Origin of the sequence: Thioalkalivibrio sp. ALE16, assembly GCF_000381305.1 — a bacterium.
Lineage (GTDB): Bacteria > Pseudomonadota > Gammaproteobacteria > Ectothiorhodospirales > Ectothiorhodospiraceae > Thioalkalivibrio.
The window spans coordinates 21,180-39,194 of sequence record NZ_KB906364.1 but is presented as its reverse complement, the minus strand read 5'-3'; the positions used below and the strand labels follow the sequence as shown (position 1 = coordinate 39,194).

Below are 18,015 nucleotides of genomic sequence, written 5' to 3'. Positions count from 1 at the left end.
CTCCAGTCTCTCCCCCCTCGAAATCCCAATCCAGTACGTACAAAACAGAGGTAACCGAAATGGCTACAGGTACAGTGAAGTGGTTCTCCGACGAAAAAGGCTTTGGCTTTATTACCCCGACCGATGGCTCCAAGGACGTGTTCGTCCATCACAGCGCCATCCAGGGTAGTGGCTTCAAGTCCCTGGCCGAAGGCCAGAGCGTCTCGTTCGACGTCGAGCAGGGCCAGAAGGGTCCGGCTGCCGCGAACGTCGAAGCGCAGTAAGACAACCCCGGCGCGCAAGCGCCAGGTTGTTGAAGAGCCCCGCCTTGTGCGGGGCTTTTTCGTGTGGAGCCGGGTGCGCGGGGGAGGGCTGATGCGGGCCGTGCCTGCACGGATCTGCCCCGAAACGGCCGCATTTTCGTGTGGTTCGGGGCGCGGACCGTGCTACCGTTCGCGCATGAATGCTGTATTTCACCAGGCCCTTTTCCGGCCCCGCCGCGGATCGCTCGTCCGGGTGGGGCTGGTGGTCCTGTGCCTGCTGTTATTCGCGCAGCAGGCGGCGGCCCAGGGGCCCTACCGCGCGCCGGAGATGATCCCGGGGAGTCAGACCATCGAGGCCGCCGAGGCCTGGGCGCTGTTCCGCGCGGGGGTGCCGTTTGTCGACACCCGGTTGCGTGCGGACTACGAGGCGGGGCGGGTGCCCGAGGCGCGCAATCTGACCATCATGCGCGACCGGGACGACGAGCGGAATCGCTTCACCCGCGAGAACCTGCTGGAGTTCATCGGCGATGTCGACGCACCGGTGGTGATGTACTGCAACGAGCGGGACTGCTGGCGTACCGAGGCGGCCACCCGCCGCGCCCTGGAATGGGGCTTTACGAACCTCTACTACTTCCCCGGCGGCTTCCCGGAGTGGATCCGTTCGGGCTATCCGTTTGAATAATCGCGTGGTGTCTGCAGGCGCACCCACCGGGCGGCGAATCCGGCTCCAGACGATCCTGGCCGGGGTCATGTTCGCCGGGCTCCTGGTGCTGGGCGTGACGCTGGCCACCGGCACTCATCTCGCCGTGGGTCAGGCCGAGCAGCGCCTGGACCGGCTGGACGTGGAGGGCCAGTCGGCCGCCTGGCGCCAGACGCTGGCGAACGAATGGCAGCGGATGCGCGCCGAGGCGACGGCCGTGACCCGCAACGAGGCGCTGATCGGCGCGCTGCGCGACGATGCCGGCATCCGGACCTATGCCGACCCCCTGTACAACCGGCTGCGCGCCGGGGGTATCGCGGACCGGATCGTGGTCGTCGATGCCCAGGGGGGCGTGCGCTACGACTCCGCGGACAACCACGGCGAACGCGTCCCGCTGGCGCGCGCGGCGCTGGAGGACGGGCGCTTCCACGAGGGGCTGCATCATGTACCCGGGGAGCGGGTCTATGCCGGGCTGGCGATCCCGGTGTATCGGGGGGCAATCCGATCGGTGCAGTCGTGCAGTTGCGCGACCTGTCGACCTCCGCGCTCGAGTCCATGGCCGAAGCCATCGGGGGGCGCGCCGCGCTGCTGGATGAGCGCGGGCCGCTGGCGCTGACCGCGCCGTTCTTGATGGCGCTCGCGCCGGGCGAGCGACTGCACCAGCAGGCGGCGGCCAGCCGCGTTGACGCAGATGGCCGGCATTCCCAGCTGGTCTACCTGCCGCTGGTCCCGTTTGGTGGCGAAGAGGCGACGGCCACGGTGGTCCTGGCGCGGGATCTGACCGAATCGGTGGCGACCCAGAACCTGATCAATGCCACGACCTACGTCGCCGCCTTCGGGATGCTCGTGCTGATTGCCGGCGGGCTGTACCGGTGGCTGGGGCGCACCCTGCGCCCGATGCGGCGGGCCATGGATACGCTGGACCGGATCGGTCACGGGGACTTCGAGACTGATCTGCAAGCCGACTCGCGCGTGGCCGAGATCGCCCGCCTGCAGGAGGTGACCCGGACCATGGCCGGCCGCCTGGGGCATATCGTGGAGATCGAGGAAGAGAATGCCCGGCTGGCCTTTCGTGATGCCCTCACCGACCTGCCGAACCGGCGGCTGCTGCTGGAGCACCTGGAGCACGCCATCCACACGGTCAATCGCACCCGGCGCCACGCGGCACTGCTGCTGATCGACCTGGACAACTTCAAGACGCTCAACGACACCTGCGGCCATTCCGCCGGCGACCGCCTGCTGCAGGCCCTCGCGCAGCGGTTTACCGCGCGCCTGCGCGATCAGGATATCGTGGCCCGTCTGGGCGGGGACGAATTCGTGGCCCTTCTGGAGGAACTGAGCCCGGATCGCTCGCAGGCCGGCGCGGACGCCCAGCGCATCGCGGGCGAGTTGCTGAAGGCCATGCGCGAGCCGGTGCGCATCGACGATATCGAGCACGTGATGTCCGGGAGCATCGGTATCACGCTGTTCCCGCGTGGCTTTGACACCCCGGAGGAGCTGCTCAAGCAGGCCGATTTCGCGATGTACCAGGCCAAGCAGCAGGGGCGCAACGGGGTGAGCTTCTATGATCCCGCCATGCAGCGCACGCTGCTGCGCGAGGCGGAACTCGAGCGCAAGCTGCGCCGGGCCCTGCAGGGCGAGGAACTGGTGATCCACCTGCAGCCCCAGGTCGACCCGGAGGGGCGGATCCTCGGGGCGGAGGCCCTGATGCGCTGGCCGCAGCCCGATGGCAGCTGGATCTCGCCCGGTGAATTCATCCCGGTGGCCGAACACACCGGCCAGATCCTCGAGGTTGGGCGCCTGGCGCTGCAGCAGGCCTGCCACACCCTGCGGGCCTGGCAGGGGCGCCCGGTTCTGGACAGGCTGCCGATCTCGGTGAACCTGTCCCCGCATCATTTGCGCCAGCCCCGGCTCATGGAGGAGGTGACCGCCATCCTGGACGAGACCGGGGCCGCCGCGCAGCGGCTGCATATCGAGGTTACCGAGAGCGTGATGGCGGATGCCTCGCAGCCCCTGATTGCCAACCTGGAGGCCCTGCGGGCCCGGGGCGTCGCCCTGGCGCTGGACGACTTCGGGACCGGCTACTCGTCCCTTGGCTACCTCAAGCGCCTGCCGCTGGACGTGCTGAAGATCGACCGTTCCTTTGTCCAGGACATCGAACACGACGCCGATGACGCCAATATCGTCGCGACCATCGCCGCCATTGCCCACAACATGGGGCTCAGCCTGATCGCGGAGGGGGTCGAGAACGAGGCCCAGCGGGACTTCCTGGTGCGCCACGGCTGCCATCGTTTCCAGGGCTATCTGTACCACCACGCGATGCCGGTGGCCGATTTCGAGGCACTGGTTGCGGCCGGAACGGACGCCGCCGATCACGGGACGATTGATACCCAAGGAGAGCAGGAATGATTCGGATACGGCAGGGCAGGTGGCGGTCGCGGGTGCTTGCCGGATTGTGGATTGGGCTCCTGGCCGTTCCGGCCGCCCTGGTTCACGCGGAGGAGACCCCGGCACCCTGGGGAAGCGCCGCGCCGGTGGAGCAGGACTATGCGGGCCTGAAGGCCGTCTATGATGTGACGGCCGGTACCCCGGAGGCCCTGGAGGACGTGCTGGATCACGCCGCCTACCTGAGCCGCATGACGGGTGACGATCCGTTCGACAGTCACATCGTGCTGGTCATCCACGGGGACGCACTGGACCTGTTCGCGCGTGAACACTTTGCCGAACATGAAACCCTGATGACCCGCGCCCGCGGGCTCACGCTGAATGGCGTCATCGAGTACCGAATCTGCCAGGCCGGCGCCGCCCGCCGTGGCTATGGACCGGAGGACTTCCACGGCTTCGCCAGCGTGGTCCCGATGGCCGATGCCGAGATCGTGCGCTTGCAGCAACAGGACGGCTACGGTTACATGCGCTGAGCCCGGGGCTGCCGGGCACGCAACCCGGACCCAGAGGGATCGAACGCATGACGGACCGCCAGCAACCGGGATTTCTGGAAGCCATCGAGCAGGCGGGCCTGCTGGTGGAGATCTGGGAGTACTTCCCGGAGAACATGTTCCTGATCCGGGTCGAGGGGCCGGACTTCCTGGTCGAGGCGGCCAACCCGAAGATGACGGAACTGTTTGGGCAGGACTGCAGCGGCAAGCGCCTGCACGACTTCCTGCCCTGGTCGGTCGCGGAGGAGGTGGTGGCGCACTACCGCGAGTGTCTGCGCCAGGATGCCCCTCTGCGCTACGAGGAACACGCGACCTTTCACGATGCCCGTGGCCAGGAACGCGAGGGGCACTGGCTGACCCTGCTGGTGCCCGTACACGACCCGAACGGGGCCATCACGCACCTGTTCGGGGTCTCCCAGAATGTCACCGAGCTGCGGCTGGCGCGCGCGAGCCTGGAGCGCTACAACCGCGACCTCGAGGCCGTGGTCGACGAGCGCACACGGGCCCTGAACGCGGTGAACCAGCAGCTCCAGGAGGCGAACCGGCAACTGGAGGCGCTCGCCTCGAGCGATACCCTTACGGGGGTGGGCAACCGCCGGCATTTCCAGGCGGGGGCCGAGCGCGAGATGGAACGCGCGCGACGGCATGGTGGCGCCTTGTCCCTGCTCATGTTCGACCTCGACGGCTTCAAGAGCATCAACGACCAGGACGGTCACGCGGCGGGCGACGCCGTGTTGAGAAAGGTAGCGGCGAGCGTGCAGACGACCCTGCGCGCGAATGACCTGTTTGCCCGCTATGGCGGGGATGAGTTCGTGCTGCTCCTCCCCGATACGCCCCTCGCGGCCGCGCGCCAGATGGGCGAGCGCCTGCGTACTCAGGTGCAGGAGGACGCGGGTGTGGCCCTGAGCCTTGGGGTCGCCGGTTTCGAGGCCGCCGATACGCAGCTCGACATGCTCGTCCAGCGGGCCGACGCCGAGGTCCTAGGGAGGCGCTGATTGAATCGCACGTCCGCGTTGGTGCCCCCTGTTTTCCGAGACAAGGCGCGTCGTGCAGCGGGTAGTGGTTCTACCCGCAAGCGGCGCAACGCAGGATCGGGGAACAGGGGGCACCAACCCCCCACAAGCCATTGAAAGCAGGGGCTCGGCCGCTTTTGCGCGGGAACGGCGTTGCGGCTCCCTTGTGCAGAATGACTGCACGGCGGTCACCGCGCCTTGTTCGCACGCAAAAGCGACTCGAGCGCGGACGTGCGATTCAATCAGCGCCTCCCTAGCGGCCAAGCGCGCCCGCAAGGCAAAGTAGAGCCCGGCCCGGCCCCCCGGATCACCCGCGGCGGCGGTCCTGCCGGCCGCACACGGGCCGGTGGTTCAGAGGCCGAAGATCTCGGACTTGAGGTTCCACTTGGAGGCGAGGGTCTCGGTGGCGTTGAGGAACTCCTCGGCGCGGGCCGGGTGGTTCCACTGGCCCTGGGCGATCCAGGCCAGCGCGGTGTCGCGGTCGGGGGCCAGAGACAGGATGTGGATCAGCTCGCCGGCATCACTGCCGATGACCTCGCCGCCCAGCAGGGCGCCGGTGTCCATGTCGCCGATCAGGCGGACGAAGCCCTCGGGCTCGTCCTGGCCCAGCGCGCGCGGGGAGGTCTCGAAGGCGGCGAAGCCGACCGCCGGTTCCAGTTCCTCGTCCTCGGCGTCATCCTCGTCCATACCCAGACGCGCCATCTCCACCGCGGAGTAGATCGCGATTGGCACGAAGCGCTCGTCCTGTTCGCGGGTATTGCCGTTCTGGATGTTCTCCACCGCGATGGTGGCGTCCGCCAGGGCGTGGTTGGCGGTCTGCCATTCGCTCGCGACATCGCCGATGGCGTAGATAGTGTCGACATCGGTCTGCAGCGTGGGGCGGCGCTTCACGAAGCCGCGGGCGTCGGTCTTCACCCCGATGGCGTCGAGGTTCAGGCCCTCGGTGTGCGGGGTGCGTCCGGTGCCGAGCAGGACCCAGTCGACCTCGAAGCTGTTGCCTTCGCTGTCGGTGATGGTGACGCCGTCATCCGAGGTCTCGACGCTTTCGTAGCCCTTGACCCGCACCGGCTCGATGCCGTCCGCGGCCAGCTGTTCCTTCAGCGTGCCCAGTGCCTGCGGGCTGAACTTCTGGTTGGACAGCGGCTTGGAGCGCGACAGCCAGGTCACCTGCTTGCCGAGATGATGGAAGATCCAGGCGAACTCGGTGGCGACAACGCCGGAGCCGATGATCGCGACGCGTGCGCCCGCCGGCGGCTTGTCGTCGAACAGCATGTCGGTGGTCAGTACGCGCCCGGGTTCGGCCGTGAACGGGGCCGGAACGGTGGCGGTGGCGCCGGTGGCGATGATGGTGTGGCGGGCGCTGACGGTCTCGGTGCCGTCGTCGGTGACGACCTCCAGGATCTCGGCGTCGCGGAAGCTCGCAGTGCCGTGGCGGTACTGGATCTTCAGGTGCTTCATGTAGCCGAGGTAGGAGTTGCGCACCTCGGTGACCACGTCCTTCTGGTGGTCCCAGGCGCGATCCATGTCGGCCGTGAGGCTGCCGCTGATGCCGCGGCCCTCGAAGTGGCGCTGCGCGGCGACGGTGCGGGCGGTGTGGTACCAGTCCTTCTTGGGTACGCAGCCGCGGTTGAGGCAGCAGCCACCCCAGTCGCCCTTCTCGATGATGACGACGCTCAGTCCGCGCAGGGCGCCCAGAACGGCGGCACGATAGCCCCCGGGGCCACTGCCGATGATGGCCAGGTCAAAGGTCTCGCTCATGGTGTCTACTCGGTCAGGTCAATGATCGGGTCGTGCCATTCCAGCTGCGTGAGGTTCAGCTCGAACACGCGGCCGTCGGCCTCGTAGTCGAAACGCACCGGGACGTGGCGCAGCTCGCGCGCAAACCAGGCGGACAGCGCAACGTCGCTGTCCTTGCTGCGGCGGTCGATGCGGATGGTCTCCACGCGGCCGATCGGGGAGTCCATGGTCTCGCGTCCGACGACCTCGAACTCGTATTCGCGCAGGCGGTCGCGTTCCAGCGCCTGGATGGTCTCGCGGTCCCCCGCGGCGGCCAGTTCGCCGGTCTCCAGGCGCTGCATCATCAGGTACAGCGAGCCGAGGAAGTCCAGGGTCTGTTCCGGGACCTCGAGATCGAAGCGCTCGCTATTGATGGTGCCGATCGCGCGGTTGCTCTCCCAGTCGAAACGCGTCTCGACCTTGCGCTCGCGGCGCGGGGTGATCTGCTGGCTGCGCGACTGCACCAGCTGGAGGTCGCCGTTGCGGCTGTTCATCAGGGCCTCGCGGCTCAGCTCGAAGCGCCCGAGGATGCGCAGGAAGCCGGAGACGTGGGCATCCATCGCCATGCGGGTCTGCACGTCCTCGTGGTTGAGGGTGATGCGCGCCTTGAGCGTATTGCCCATGGCGCTGGCCTCGTAGCTGGCGGTGTAGGGCGGGATCGGGCGCAGGTCGCGGTCCGCGGCTGCCGGGGTGGCCAGCAGGGCCAGCACCAGGGCCAGCATTATGGAAACAGCACGCCGGGTCATCGCGCGGCTAGCGCCGGTCGTCGGGGCCTGAACGTTCATGGGTGTCCTCGTCGAGTTGCAGCGGTGCCTCAAGCGGCCTGCCGTCGCCCTGCAGGATCCGCCCGCACCACTGAATTTCGCCTGAACACACGCGCCGGACGACCTCGGGGTACAGCCGGTGCTCGGCCCGTTGCACGCGGGCGGCCAGGGTGTCGGCCGTATCGTCGGGCGCCACCGGCACGCGTGCCTGCATGATCACCGGTCCGCCGTCCAGCTCCGGGGTGACAAAGTGGACGCTGGCGCCGTGCTCGGTCTCGCCATCGGCCAGGGCGCGGGCGTGGGTGTCCAGGCCGCGATACTTGGGCAGCAGCGAGGGATGAATGTTCAGCATGCGGCCGGTGAATCGGTCCACAAAACCGGGGGTCAGGATGCGCATGAAGCCGGCCAGGATGACCAGGTCCGGGGCATAGTCCTCGATGGCGGCGGCCAGGTCGGCGTCGAAGGCCTCGCGCGAGGGGTAGTCGCGATGGTTCAGGACACGCCGCGGGATGCCGTGCTGTTCGGCCAGCGCGAGCCCGCCGGCATCCGGCCGGTTGCTGATGACCCCGACCACCCGCGCGGGGATGCGGCCCTGTTCGCAGGCCTCGATCAGGGCGCCGAGGTTGCTGCCGCGCCCGGAGATCAGGACGACCAGGCGCCGCGGAGTCGTGTCCGATTGCCCGATGGGTCCGCTCATGCGGCGGCGTAGGTGACGCCGGGCTGGTACTCGTCGCGTTCGCGGATCACGCCGATCGGCCAGCTGCGGATGCCGGCCCGCGCGAGCTGTGTGCTGGCGGCCTCAACCCGGTCCTCGGGGAGGATGACGGTCATGCCGATGCCGCAGTTGAAGGTGCGCAGCATCTCCTCGTCGGCGATGTCGCCAGCCTGCTGCAGCCAGTGGAACACCGGCGGCCGCGCCCAGCTGTCGGGGTCGATGCGTGCGCCCAGGGTGTCGGGCAGCACGCGCGGGAGGTTCTCGGTCAGGCCGCCGCCGGTGATGTGGGCCATGGCGTGCACCGGGAACTGCTCCAGCAGTTCCAGCAACGGGCGCACGTAGATCCGGGTGGGGGCCATCAGGGCCTCGCCCAGCGTGATGCCGTCGGCGCCCGGCAGCGGTGCGTCGAGGCGCGTGCCGGCATGCTCCAGCACGCGCCGGATCAGGGAGTAGCCATTGGAATGGGGGCCGCTGGCCTCCAGGCCGAGGACGACATCCCCGGCGGCGACCCGGCTGCCGTCGATCAGGGCGTCCTTCTCGGCGATGCCGACTGCGAAGCCGGCCACGTCGTAGTCCTCGCCCTGGTACATCCCGGGCATCTCGGCGGTCTCGCCACCGATCAGGGCGCAGCCCGCCTGTTCGCAGCCCTCGGCGATGCCGGTCACCACGTCCGCCGCGATGTCCACATCCAGGTGGCCGGTGGCGTAGTAATCAAGGAAGAACAGCGGTTCGGCCCCCTGGACGACGATGTCGTTGACGCACATCGCGACCAGGTCGATGCCGATGCGGTCATGCCGGCCGGTCTCCTGCGCCAGGCGCAGCTTGGTACCGACGCCGTCCGTGCCGGATACCAGGACCGGCTGCCGGTAGCGATCCATCGGCAGTTCGAACAGGGCCCCGAAGCCACCCAGGCCGGCCATCACGCCGGGGCGTCGGGTGCGCGCCGCATGCGGCTTGATACGTTCGACCAGCTCGGCGCCGGCCTCGATGTCGACACCGGCCTCGCGGTAGGTCAGGCCTGAACGGGATTCGGACATGGGTTCCCCGATGTTGAATGAGCGCGGGTGGAGGCCGCGCGCTGCGGCGGTCTCGCAGAACCCGGCATGGTAGCGAGCCGGGTGCGGGGGTGCAAAGCCGGGAAGCGTTTCGCGGCGAAGAAGGCGGGTGCGAACGGGCGGCGCTGGCGAGCCTTCTCCGGCGATGCCGGGGCGCATGCCTGTGGTATTTTGTGGCGCCTGTCGAACAACCGATCATGACCATGCCCCTGCATCCTCGAGCGCATTCCCGCCTGGCCTTCCTGCTGGGCCTCCTTTTCCTGGTGCTGACCCCGGCCGGGGCCGCCGATGACGCGCTGGTGGTGACGGTCACCGCCGAGGACGAGGCCCGGGCCCTGGAGCAGGGGCTGGAACAGGCGCTGGTAAGGCTGGCGGGGCTGCGTTCGGGCCCGGTGCTGGATCTGGCGGGTGAACTGCTCGAAGGCCGCGACGACGAGGGCTGGATCGCGGCGCTGGAGCGGCGGCAACAGCTCGAAGAGGACCGCTACCGCCTGGAGTTCGACCCGTTTCGTCTGCGCACCGCGTTGCGAGACGCGGGTGTGCCGGCCTTGCTGGGCGAGCGTCCGGCGCTGCTGGTATGGGCCGTACATGATGCCGGCGGGCAGCGTGACCTGCTCGGGGATGCGGTGGACGGCCCGGGGATCCTCGCGGCGCTGGACGAGCTGGCCGAGGCCCGGGACATGCCGTTGCTGTTCCCGCTCGGCGATCTGGAGGATCGCCGGTCCGCCCAACCCTCCGATATCGTGGGCGGTGTGAGCGAGCCGCTGGTTGCGGCCGCGCGCCGATACGAGGCCGACGGGGTTCTGCTGCTGCACGTGCGCGAGACCGCGAGCGGGGCCGAGGCGCGGGTGGTCGCGGTGCACGACACCCGTGAATACCGCAGTTCCGCCAGTGGGGACAGCCCCGCAGTGGCGGCCCGCGAGGCGGTGGCGCGGGCGCTGGACCGGGTGGCCGAGCCCCTGGCACGGGTCGCGGCCGAGCCGGAATGGCTGCGCCTGGGGTTTGCCGGGATCCAGGGCTTTGCGGCCTTCGAGCGCCTGCGCGCGGAATTGGCGCGGCTGCAGGCGGTGGAGGCGGCGCGTCTGGATGCGCTGGCCGGCGACAGCGTGGTGCTGCAGGTGCGCACCGGCCTTGATCGCGATGACCTGGTCGACCTGCTGCGCGGCTCCGGCTTTGCCCGGGCCGAGGCGCCGGATGCGGCACCCGAGGCCGATGCCTGGCTTGATCGGCGCTGATTGCTGTCACGGCGAACCGGATGCTGCCCCGCCACCAGATCCCCAATGCCGTCACGATCGGCCGGATCCTGCTGATCCCGCCGATTGTCGTGCTGCTGGCGCTGGAGCACTACCTGGTGGCGGTGGTGCTGCTGGCAATCGCCGGACTGAGTGACGCCCTGGACGGCTGGCTGGTCCGGCGTTACGGCTGGCATACGCCGCTGGGTGCCTGGCTGGATCCGGCGGCGGACAAGCTGCTGATGCTGGGGATCTATGTGGCCGTGACCCTGTCCGGACTGCTGCCCCTCTGGCTGCTGTTGCTGGTGGTGGGGCGGGATGTCTGGCTGACCCTTGGCTCCGCGTTGTACCGGGTGTTTGTCGGGCCCCTGGCCATTCGGCCGTTGCTGATCAGCAAGGTGAACACCTTCCTGCAGATCGCGCTGGTGCTGGTGGCCATCGTGAAGGTCGGTCTGCTGGCACTGGACCCGATCTGGGTGCAGCTGCTGATTATTGTCGTGGCCTTCACGACCCTGGCCAGCGGTCTGGCCTATACCGTGCAGTGGGGCCTGTATGCGTGGCGTTACCTGCGCGGCCAGGGCGGGTCGGACGCGGCGAACGGGAGGGCGTCATGAGCACGGGGATCGAGTTGCGCGAGCGCGTCGGCCCGGTCTCGGCCGCGACCCTGGCCGCCCTGGTCGGATTGCTGGTACTGGGCGGGGCGCTGTACCTGCTCGCGCCAATCCTTACCCCCTTCGTCGTGGCGCTGCTGATCGGTTATCTGTTCAATCCGCTGGTGACACGTCTGGCGGTGCGCACCGGGCGTTCGCGCACCCTGGCCACGGTGGTCATCTTCCTGCTGGTGATGCTCGGGCTGGCCGCGCTGATCCTGATCCTGATCCCGCTGGCGATCGCCCAGTTCGAACGACTCACGCTGGCGCTGCCGCAGATCCTCGGCTGGTTCGATGCGCAGGTGCGGCCGTGGCTGGAGGAACTGGCCGGGGACGGCCTGCCGCCGCTGGACGCCGGTGCGCTGCAGGGGCTGGTCACCGAGCACTGGCGCGAGGCCGGCGGGCTGGCCGGGGGTGTACTGCAGTGGATCGGCAGCTCCACCGGCGCGCTGGTGCTGGGGGTATTGAACCTGGTGCTCATCCCGGTGGTGAGTTTCTATCTGCTGCGCGACTGGCCGCGCCTGCTGGACGGATTGCGCGACCTGCTGCCGCGGGCCTGGCGTTCGGCGGTGATGACCTTCGCCGCGGAGTCGGACGAAACGCTGGGGGCCTTTCTGCGCGGACAGATGCTGGTGATGCTGGCGCTGGGCCTGTTCTATGCGGTCACCCTGACCGTGGCCGGGGTCGAGATGGGGCTGGCGATTGGCCTGATCGCCGGGCTGGTCAGCTTTATCCCCTATGTTGGCGTGATCGTCGGGGTGCTGCTCGCCAGCGCCGCCGCGCTGGTGCAGGGCGACGGCTGGACCCTGCTGCTGATCGTGCTGGTGATCTTCGCCGTGGCCCAGGTGCTGGAGTCCATGGTGCTGACGCCCTGGCTGGTGGGCGACCGCACCGGGCTGCATCCGGTCGCGGTGATCTTTGCCGTGCTGGCCGGCGGACAGCTGTTCGGCTTTTTCGGCGTGCTGCTGGCGCTGCCGGTGGCGGCGGTGCTGGCTGTCGGCGTGCGCCACCTGCTGGTGCACTACCGGCGCCTGAATGCCGGGGAAGCGCCCTCGGAGCCGGGAGGTCCCGGGGAATGAGTGCCGGCCAGGGTCGCGAGGCTGCCCCGCAGCGCCAGCTGCCGCTGGACCTGCGCCTGCGGGATACGTCGCGCTTTGCCGGCTTCTATCCCGGCGGCAATCCGCTCGCCCGGGATGCCGTCGAGGCGCTGGCCGTCGGGGTTGGCATGAGCGAGCCACAGATCCTGCTGCACGGGCCGTCCGGCGTCGGCAAGACCCACCTGCTGCAGGCGGCCTGCCATCAGAGCCACGAACGCGGCGATCCGGTGTCCTACCTGCCGCTGGGCGAGGTCGCATCCGCCCCGCCGCTGGCGGTGCTGGACGGCCTGGAGGGTGCCCGCCTGGTGGCACTGGACGATCTCGACGAGGTGGTCGGGCAGGGCGACTGGGACGAAGCCCTGTTCGGGCTGCTGAACCGCCTGCGCGACAGCGGCTGCCGGGTACTGCTGGCGGCGACCCATGCGCCGGACGGGCTGGGCAGTCGCCTGCCGGACCTGACCTCGCGCCTGGCGTGGGGGCCGGTGTTCCGGATGCAGGCACCGGAGGAAGACGACCTCAAGCGCATCCTCGCCCAGCGCGCCGCACTGCGCGGGCTGGAGCTGCCGGAGGCGGTGGCCGACTACCTGCTGCGCCACTACCGCCGTGATCTGGTGGCCCTGCTGGCCCTGCTGGACCGCCTGGACCTGGCCGCCCTGGCCGAACAGCGGCGCTTGACCATCCCCTTCGTCCGCGACCAGCTCGCGCGTTCCTGATCTTCACCACGAAGCACACGAAGGCACGAAGAAGGGCTAGGTCAAGGGCGTTTAACAGGAAGACGGGAAGGACGGAAGATTCTGGATGGGGCGTACCGGGAGGCGGTCCTCGGCCCGGGGATGCTGGCTGGGCGCCTCGCTCCGGCCGAAGCGTGGGTACATTGCGCACCGGAAAGGACTTTCCCGCAACCTCCTGTAAACAAAATGCCCTCTTCCAGCCTTCCCGTCTTCCTGTGAACGGGTTTTGACCTTCTTCGTGTCTTCGTGCGCTTCGTGGTGAAAATCAGGAAGTAAGCTTGCGAGCGCGGCGGGCGTCGAGTTTGACGTAGAGCAGGCAGCCGGCGAACCAGGCGAGGCTGGCGGCGGTCATCAGCAGCCCGTACAGGCGCGCGTCGGCCGCCGCGGCCAGCGTGATCCCCAGGGTCACGTAGGCCAGCGCCAGCAGGCTGGACCAGGCGTGGGTGTAGCGGCGCCCGTGCAGCATCCCGCGCAGCGGGAACAGCAGCGGCAGGACCAGGATCACCAGCGCCAAAGAGACCGGCACGATCTCCGGCCGGTCGATCCAGGTGGTCCAGACCAGGATCAGGCCGATCAGGGCCAGATAGGCGACCAGCGCCAGCGCGCGCGCCGCGAGGATCATGCCGATTCCCCGTTCTGCAGGCGGCGCGTGATCCGCCCGACCCGCTCGCCCAGGGCCGTGGCGATGCGCTGCTCCTCGCGGGTCACCGGGTGCTCGCCCTGGCCACCGGCGACATGGCTGGCGCCGTAGGGCGAGCCCCCGGAGGTCGTGGTGCTCAGTTCCGGCACGGTGTAGGGCACGCCGACCCAGAGCATCCCCTGGTGGATCAGGGGCAGGGCCATGGTCAGCAGGGTGGTTTCCTGCCCGCCGTGCTGGGTGGCGGTGCTGGTGAACAGCCCGAACGGGCGATCGACCAGGCCGCCGCTGGCCCACAGGCCGCTGGTGCCGTCGAGGAAGTGCTTCAGCGGCGCGGCCATGTTGCCGAAGCGCGTGGGCGAGCCCATGACCAGCCCGGCGCATTCCTCCAGGTCGCGGGTCTCCGCGTAGGGCGGGCCGTCGGCGGGAACCGCCGGCGCCTCGCCGGTGATGTTGGTGCTCACCGGCGGCACGGTGCGCACGCGGGCGACGGCGCCGGCGCGCTCCACGCCGCTGGCGACGTGGCGGGCCAGCTCGGCGGTCGCGCCGTAGCGGCTGTAGTACAGCACCAGGACCTCGGGGACCGCGCTCACGACAGGATCTCCAGCACCTGCTCGGGCGGACGCCCGATGCGGGCGCGCTCACCCATGACCAGGATCGGGCGTTCGATCAGTTTCGGATGCTGCACCATGGTCTGGATCAGCGCCTCGTCGTCCAGCTCGGCATCCTTCAGGCCCAGTTCGCGGTACTCCGCCTCGCCGGTGCGCAGGAGATCGCGCGGGGCGATGCCCAGCCGGTCGACGATGGCGCGCAGGGTGGCGGCATCCGGCGGCGTCTTCAGATATTCGACAATCTGCGGCTCCACGCCCTGCTCGCGCAGCAGTGCCAGGGTCGCGCGCGACTTGCTGCAGCGCGGGTTGTGGTACAGCGTAGGGGCATCGGACATGAATCCACTCCGGAGGACGAAAAATGACGGAGGCCAATGATAACCATGCCCGCCGCTGGCGTGTCAGCGGTCAGGTGCAGGGGGTGTTCTTCCGCGCCTCTACCCGCGACGAGGCCCGGCGGCTCGGGTTGACCGGTTATGCCCGTAATGAGCCGGACGGCAGCGTCGAGGTGCTGGCCGTGGGCCCGCGCAGGGCGCTGGACACGCTGGAGGAGTGGCTGGCCGACGGGCCGCGCATGGCGCGGGTGGATGCGGTGGAGGCCGAGGAGCTGGAACCCCCGGAGCCGGCGCCGCGCGAGTTCTCCACGGGCTGACTCGGCGGTGCCTCAGTAGCGCCGCAGCGGGCGACCCGGTGGCGGAATGACCTGGACGAAGGCACGCACGTCGCGCAGCCGGTGCGGACCTTCCGACCGGATGCGGGTCTCGGCCCCCTGCATCCAGGCGCCGTCCCAGGCGAGGCGGGCCGCCCCGGTGCGCGAATGGCGCGGCAGGTCGATCAGCAAGAGGCCGTCTTCATAGGCGACCTCGAGCTCACTGCGGTAGCGCTCGGCGTGTACCTCGATGCTGCGGCTCTCGCCACTGGCGAGGGTAAAGGCCGTTGGCTCCAGCGCGCGTTCGCGACCGCCGATCCGCAGCGTGCCGCCGCTGAGACTGACGCGGATCAGGTCTCCGGGCAGGCCGGCCTGGCCACTGCGGATGGCCGCGACCCGCTCGGCGCGTTCGGCTGCCCGTGCCGCCTCCTGCTCGGCTTCGGCCTGCAGCCGGGCCTCGCGGGCCTTCTGCACCGATTCCCAGGCGCGGATGGCCTCGACCCGTTCGGCCTCGCCCATGGCGTCCCATTGTTCTTCGCTTACCCCGTAGATCCGCGGGCTGCAGGCGGCCAGCAGCAGTGCCAGGGCTGCCAGGACCGGGTACAGACGAAGCGTTGCGGGCATGCGCGATTTCCGTGTGGGTTTGTAGCCGAGTCTGTCCGAGTAGCCTGTACCGGCCCTGAACCGGGCTGAGGGAAACACTGTTTCCCTCAGAACAGCAGGTTGATGACGAGCAGCGAGACGACCATGAACAGCAGGGTCACACCGGCGCCGGCGCGCAGGTAGTCGGCCACGCGGTACCCGCCGGGATCCATGATCAGGGCATTGACCTGGTGGGTGGGCAGGATGAAGGAGTTGGATGCGGCGATCGCGACGATCAGCGCGAACACGCGCGGGTCGGCGTCGATCCCCATGCCCTGGGCGACGCTCGCGAAGCTGACCGCCAGCGGGACCAGCAGAACCGTTGCCCCGACGTTGGACATCACCAGCGTGAAGAAGGTGGTCAGCAGGAACACCGCGACCTGCAGCACCCAGACCGGCATCCCTTCCAGTTGCTGCATGCCGTTGGTCGCGATCCACTCACCGGCGCCGGAGTTCTCCACCGCCAGCCCCAGCGGGATCAGCGAGGCGAGCAGGAAGACGGTCTTCCAGCTGATGCCGCGATAGGCCTCGTCCATCGTGATCACGCCGGTGAAGATCATCCCCAGGGCCCCGCCCAGCAGGGCCAGTGCCAGCGGCAGGTCGGTGAACAGCACCAGCCCCAGCCCCAGCGCCAGGGAGCCGAGCGCGGCCAGCGGCCGGTGGGTCTTTGAGGCCTCCTGCTTGCGTCGTGGATAGCGGCTGGTGACCACGACGAAGTCGCGGTCGTCCTCCAGCGCCTGCAGGTTCTCCCACGGGGTATGCACGACCAGGGTGTCGCCGGCCTTCAGTGGGGTATCCGGGACCTCGTCGACGATCAGGTCATCACCGCGCTGGATGCGCAGCACCGAGATGCCGTAGCTGCGGCGCATGCCCTTGTCGCGCACGGTCTGGCCGATCAGGTCGGAGCCGGGCGGGATAATCACCTCCGCGATGCCGCCGTGGCGAGCGGACAGGGCGCGGGCGAACACGTCCAGTTCGTCCTTCAGCAAGGTGCCGGTGTGGTCGCAGGTCGTCTCGATGGTGGTGACCGGGCCGAGGATGGCGAGGTGTGCCCCGCGCTCCAGCTCCACGTCCCGGTTGGGTTCGATGCGGGTCTCGTCGCCCGTGGTGACGCCCACGACGTGCACCCCGAAGGCCGCCTCGAAATCGCCCACACGCATTCCGGCCAGGGAGCTGTCCTCGTCCAGGCGTGCCTCGCGCACGCCGAAATCCATGCCGTAGACATCGCGGAACCAGGCCGAGGTCGTCTGCACCCGGCTCTCGTCCGGGTCCTCGGTCTGGGGATCGCGGGCCGGCAGGACCCAGCGTCCGAACAGCGCGAAGTAGAGGATCAGCGTACCCAGCAGGGCGAGTCCGATCGGGGTGACGTCGAACAGCCCGAAGCCCTCGACATCCCGCGGCAGCAGGTCGTTGAGCAGGATCAGCGGGCTGGAGGCCACCAGCGTCAGGGTGCCGCCGACGATCGCGGCAAAGCCCATCGGCATCAGCAGGCGCGAGCGCGGGATGCGCGCGGCGGCCCCGATGCGGTTGATCACCGGCATGAACAGGGCGGCGGCACCGATGTTCTGCATGAAGCTGGTGATGATGCCGACGGCCCCCGAGGTGGTGGCCATCACGCGGCGCTCGGTCTGCCCGCCAAAGCGCAGGATCAGGTCCGCCAGGCGGTTCATGACCCCGGAGCGGTCCAGCCCCTTGCCGATGATCATCACCGCGATGATCGCGATCACCGCGTTCGACGCGAAGCCGGAGAACAGCGCCTCGCCCTCGACGATCGGCGCCACCCCCGGCACCAGCGCGACCATGCCGAGCAGGAACAGCACGCTCAGCGCCGCCAGGTCGATCCGGATCACCTCCGTCACGAACAGCAGGATCGTCAGCCCCAGCAGGCCGAACACGATCCCCATCTCCAGGGTAAAGGCGACCGACCCCATCAGAAGCGGCCCTGTTTGCGGGGATCGGTTGCGGCGGGGCAGTCGATGAGGGGGCCGCGTGAATCAGGCAACGCGCGGATGTACTTCTTGCTCGAGCCGGGGCCCCAGGGACTGGCGGGCCTGCTCGAGCTCGAAGTGATCCTGGAGGTTCATCCAGAACTCGGGCGAGGTGCGGAAATAACGGCCCAGGCGAAGCGCCGTATCCGCCGTGATCGCGCGCTTGCCCTGCACGATCTCGTTGATTCGGCGGGGGGGCACGCTGATGTCGTGCGCCAGGCGGTACTGGCTGATGCCTGCCTCCTCGATGAATTCGGCCAGGTGCTGGCCCGGATGGATCGGGGCCTCGATATCCTGTGCTGTCATCGTTGCCTCCCTGGTGGTCGTCGGATCAGTGGTAATCCACGATCTCGACGTTGTAGGCGTGACCGTCTCGCCATTCGAAACAGATGCGCCACTGGTCGTTGATCCTGATGCTGTATTGACCCGCGCGGTCGCCTTTCAGTGCCTCTAGGGAGACGCTGATTGAATCGCGCGTCCGCGCTCGAGTCGCTTTTGTGTGCGAACAAGGCGCGGTGACTGCCGTGCAGTCATTCTGCACAAGGGAGCCGCAACGCCGTGCGCATGCAAAAGCGGCCGA

The 18,015-nt window shown here is 68.9% G+C and carries 20 protein-coding genes and 1 pseudogene; 10 read left to right on the top strand and 11 right to left on the bottom strand.

Annotated features, from left to right (window positions below; all coding sequences use genetic code 11):
• Positions 1-59 precede the first annotated feature (59 nt).
• The 5 genes and pseudogenes from F627_RS0110115 (at position 60) to F627_RS0110090 (ending at position 4,873) form a co-directional block, all read left to right on the top strand.
• Entirely contained in the window at positions 60-263 is a 204-nt protein-coding gene (locus tag F627_RS0110115; RefSeq protein ID WP_018140642.1) for a cold-shock protein, read from the top strand.
• Positions 264-495: 232 nt separating this feature from the next.
• Positions 496-924 (top strand): rhodanese-like domain-containing protein, encoded by a 429-nt coding sequence (locus F627_RS0110110; protein WP_019583977.1) that lies wholly within the window; start codon positions 496-498, stop codon positions 922-924.
• 67 nt (positions 925-991) lie between these two features.
• Positions 992-3,351, top strand: a pseudogene (locus tag F627_RS0110100) (putative bifunctional diguanylate cyclase/phosphodiesterase).
• A gap of 44 nt (positions 3,352-3,395) precedes the next feature.
• Positions 3,396-3,860, top strand: a complete 465-nt coding sequence (locus F627_RS0110095) for a DsrE family protein (RefSeq protein ID WP_018867469.1) — start codon at positions 3,396-3,398, stop codon at positions 3,858-3,860.
• Positions 3,861-3,907: 47 nt separating this feature from the next.
• On the top strand, positions 3,908-4,873 hold the full coding sequence (locus tag F627_RS0110090; protein ID WP_019583974.1) for a GGDEF domain-containing protein: 966 nt from the start codon (positions 3,908-3,910) through the stop codon (positions 4,871-4,873).
• Positions 4,874-5,242: 369 nt separating this feature from the next.
• Here the strand turns inward: F627_RS0110090 and F627_RS0110085 are convergent, their stop codons facing one another.
• From F627_RS0110085 to purM, 4 genes are read right to left on the bottom strand one after another with little or no spacing between them, the layout of a single operon-like run.
• Positions 5,243-6,649, bottom strand: coding sequence for an NAD(P)/FAD-dependent oxidoreductase (locus F627_RS0110085; RefSeq protein WP_018876919.1), 1,407 nt, complete (start codon positions 6,647-6,649; stop codon positions 5,243-5,245).
• A gap of 5 nt (positions 6,650-6,654) precedes the next feature.
• On the bottom strand, positions 6,655-7,389 hold the full coding sequence (locus F627_RS0110080; protein ID WP_018867466.1) for a DUF3108 domain-containing protein: 735 nt from the start codon (positions 7,387-7,389) through the stop codon (positions 6,655-6,657).
• A gap of 31 nt (positions 7,390-7,420) precedes the next feature.
• Positions 7,421-8,128 (bottom strand): phosphoribosylglycinamide formyltransferase, encoded by a 708-nt coding sequence (gene purN / locus F627_RS0110075; RefSeq protein WP_019583973.1) that lies wholly within the window; start codon positions 8,126-8,128, stop codon positions 7,421-7,423.
• Positions 8,125-9,183, bottom strand: a complete 1,059-nt coding sequence (gene purM / locus F627_RS0110070; RefSeq protein ID WP_019558682.1) for a phosphoribosylformylglycinamidine cyclo-ligase — start codon at positions 9,181-9,183, stop codon at positions 8,125-8,127. The genes purN and purM overlap by 4 nt, the downstream gene beginning before the upstream one ends.
• A gap of 221 nt (positions 9,184-9,404) precedes the next feature.
• Between purM and F627_RS0110065 the strand changes: the two genes are divergently transcribed.
• From F627_RS0110065 to hda, 4 genes are read left to right on the top strand one after another with little or no spacing between them, the layout of a single operon-like run.
• A complete protein-coding gene (locus F627_RS0110065) occupies positions 9,405-10,436 on the top strand; it encodes a DUF2066 domain-containing protein (protein ID WP_018881807.1) in 1,032 nt (343 codons plus the stop codon).
• A gap of 20 nt (positions 10,437-10,456) precedes the next feature.
• Complete coding sequence (locus F627_RS0110060; RefSeq protein WP_018867462.1) at positions 10,457-11,047, top strand: CDP-alcohol phosphatidyltransferase family protein; 591 nt, start codon at positions 10,457-10,459, stop codon at positions 11,045-11,047.
• Positions 11,044-12,162 (top strand): AI-2E family transporter, encoded by a 1,119-nt coding sequence (locus F627_RS0110055; RefSeq protein WP_018881337.1) that lies wholly within the window; start codon positions 11,044-11,046, stop codon positions 12,160-12,162. Before F627_RS0110060 ends, F627_RS0110055 begins: the two co-directional genes overlap by 4 nt.
• Positions 12,159-12,893 (top strand): DnaA regulatory inactivator Hda, encoded by a 735-nt coding sequence (gene hda / locus F627_RS0110050; protein ID WP_018876913.1) that lies wholly within the window; start codon positions 12,159-12,161, stop codon positions 12,891-12,893. Before F627_RS0110055 ends, hda begins: the two co-directional genes overlap by 4 nt.
• Before the next feature lie 283 nt (positions 12,894-13,176).
• Here hda and F627_RS0110045 read toward each other — a convergent pair whose 3' ends face one another.
• The 3 genes from F627_RS0110045 to arsC are packed head-to-tail and all read right to left on the bottom strand — an operon-like array spanning position 13,177 to position 14,494.
• A complete protein-coding gene (locus F627_RS0110045; RefSeq protein ID WP_018867459.1) occupies positions 13,177-13,533 on the bottom strand; it encodes a DUF2069 domain-containing protein in 357 nt (118 codons plus the stop codon).
• The gene (gene wrbA / locus F627_RS0110040) at positions 13,530-14,141 is read right to left on the bottom strand and encodes an NAD(P)H:quinone oxidoreductase (protein ID WP_018881336.1); all 612 of its coding nucleotides are present in this window, start codon (positions 14,139-14,141) and stop codon (positions 13,530-13,532) included. The genes F627_RS0110045 and wrbA overlap by 4 nt, the downstream gene beginning before the upstream one ends.
• Positions 14,138-14,494: an arsenate reductase (glutaredoxin) gene (arsC, locus tag F627_RS0110035; protein WP_019558678.1), complete on the bottom strand. Its 357-nt coding sequence runs from the start codon at positions 14,492-14,494 to the stop codon at positions 14,138-14,140. The genes wrbA and arsC overlap by 4 nt, the downstream gene beginning before the upstream one ends.
• A 23-nt stretch (positions 14,495-14,517) precedes the next feature.
• Between arsC and yccX the strand changes: the two genes are divergently transcribed.
• Positions 14,518-14,808 carry an acylphosphatase gene (gene yccX, locus F627_RS0110030; protein ID WP_018867456.1) on the top strand — a complete coding sequence of 97 codons (291 nt, stop codon included), beginning with the start codon at positions 14,518-14,520 and terminating at the stop codon, positions 14,806-14,808.
• Between the two features lie 12 nt (positions 14,809-14,820).
• Here yccX and F627_RS0110025 read toward each other — a convergent pair whose 3' ends face one another.
• From F627_RS0110025 to F627_RS17225, 4 genes are all read right to left on the bottom strand, one after another.
• On the bottom strand, positions 14,821-15,429 hold the full coding sequence (locus tag F627_RS0110025; protein ID WP_018867455.1) for an Hsp20/alpha crystallin family protein: 609 nt from the start codon (positions 15,427-15,429) through the stop codon (positions 14,821-14,823).
• Between the two features lie 86 nt (positions 15,430-15,515).
• Positions 15,516-17,378 (bottom strand): SLC13 family permease, encoded by a 1,863-nt coding sequence (locus F627_RS0110020; RefSeq protein WP_018867454.1) that lies wholly within the window; start codon positions 17,376-17,378, stop codon positions 15,516-15,518.
• Between the two features lie 63 nt (positions 17,379-17,441).
• A complete protein-coding gene (locus F627_RS0110015) occupies positions 17,442-17,741 on the bottom strand; it encodes a HigA family addiction module antitoxin (RefSeq protein WP_018867453.1) in 300 nt (99 codons plus the stop codon).
• Positions 17,742-17,766: 25 nt separating this feature from the next.
• A partial coding sequence (locus F627_RS17225) for a type II toxin-antitoxin system RelE/ParE family toxin (protein ID WP_231370149.1) occupies positions 17,767-18,015 on the bottom strand: 249 nt, incomplete at its 5' end.

What these genes read in the sequence shown, in the direction of transcription:
- F627_RS0110085 (WP_018876919.1), bottom strand. Translation starts at nt 6,649, where the DNA reads ATGAGCGAGACCTTTGACCTGGCCATCATCGGCAGTGGCCCCGGGGGC.
- F627_RS0110115 (WP_018140642.1), top strand. Translation starts at nt 60, where the DNA reads ATGGCTACAGGTACAGTGAAGTGGTTCTCCGACGAAAAAGGCTTTGGC.
- F627_RS0110065 (WP_018881807.1), top strand. Translation starts at nt 9,405, where the DNA reads ATGCCCCTGCATCCTCGAGCGCATTCCCGCCTGGCCTTCCTGCTGGGC.
- arsC (WP_019558678.1), bottom strand. Translation starts at nt 14,494, where the DNA reads ATGTCCGATGCCCCTACGCTGTACCACAACCCGCGCTGCAGCAAGTCG.
- F627_RS0110020 (WP_018867454.1), bottom strand. Translation starts at nt 17,378, where the DNA reads ATGGGGTCGGTCGCCTTTACCCTGGAGATGGGGATCGTGTTCGGCCTG.
- F627_RS0110015 (WP_018867453.1), bottom strand. Translation starts at nt 17,741, where the DNA reads ATGACAGCACAGGATATCGAGGCCCCGATCCATCCGGGCCAGCACCTG.
- F627_RS0110045 (WP_018867459.1), bottom strand. Translation starts at nt 13,533, where the DNA reads ATGATCCTCGCGGCGCGCGCGCTGGCGCTGGTCGCCTATCTGGCCCTG.
- F627_RS0110080 (WP_018867466.1), bottom strand. Translation starts at nt 7,389, where the DNA reads ATGCTGGCCCTGGTGCTGGCCCTGCTGGCCACCCCGGCAGCCGCGGAC.
- F627_RS0110090 (WP_019583974.1), top strand. Translation starts at nt 3,908, where the DNA reads ATGACGGACCGCCAGCAACCGGGATTTCTGGAAGCCATCGAGCAGGCG.
- F627_RS0110060 (WP_018867462.1), top strand. Translation starts at nt 10,457, where the DNA reads ATGCTGCCCCGCCACCAGATCCCCAATGCCGTCACGATCGGCCGGATC.
- hda (WP_018876913.1), top strand. Translation starts at nt 12,159, where the DNA reads ATGAGTGCCGGCCAGGGTCGCGAGGCTGCCCCGCAGCGCCAGCTGCCG.
- yccX (WP_018867456.1), top strand. Translation starts at nt 14,518, where the DNA reads ATGACGGAGGCCAATGATAACCATGCCCGCCGCTGGCGTGTCAGCGGT.
- purN (WP_019583973.1), bottom strand. Translation starts at nt 8,128, where the DNA reads ATGAGCGGACCCATCGGGCAATCGGACACGACTCCGCGGCGCCTGGTC.
- F627_RS0110055 (WP_018881337.1), top strand. Translation starts at nt 11,044, where the DNA reads ATGAGCACGGGGATCGAGTTGCGCGAGCGCGTCGGCCCGGTCTCGGCC.
- F627_RS0110025 (WP_018867455.1), bottom strand. Translation starts at nt 15,429, where the DNA reads ATGCCCGCAACGCTTCGTCTGTACCCGGTCCTGGCAGCCCTGGCACTG.
- purM (WP_019558682.1), bottom strand. Translation starts at nt 9,183, where the DNA reads ATGTCCGAATCCCGTTCAGGCCTGACCTACCGCGAGGCCGGTGTCGAC.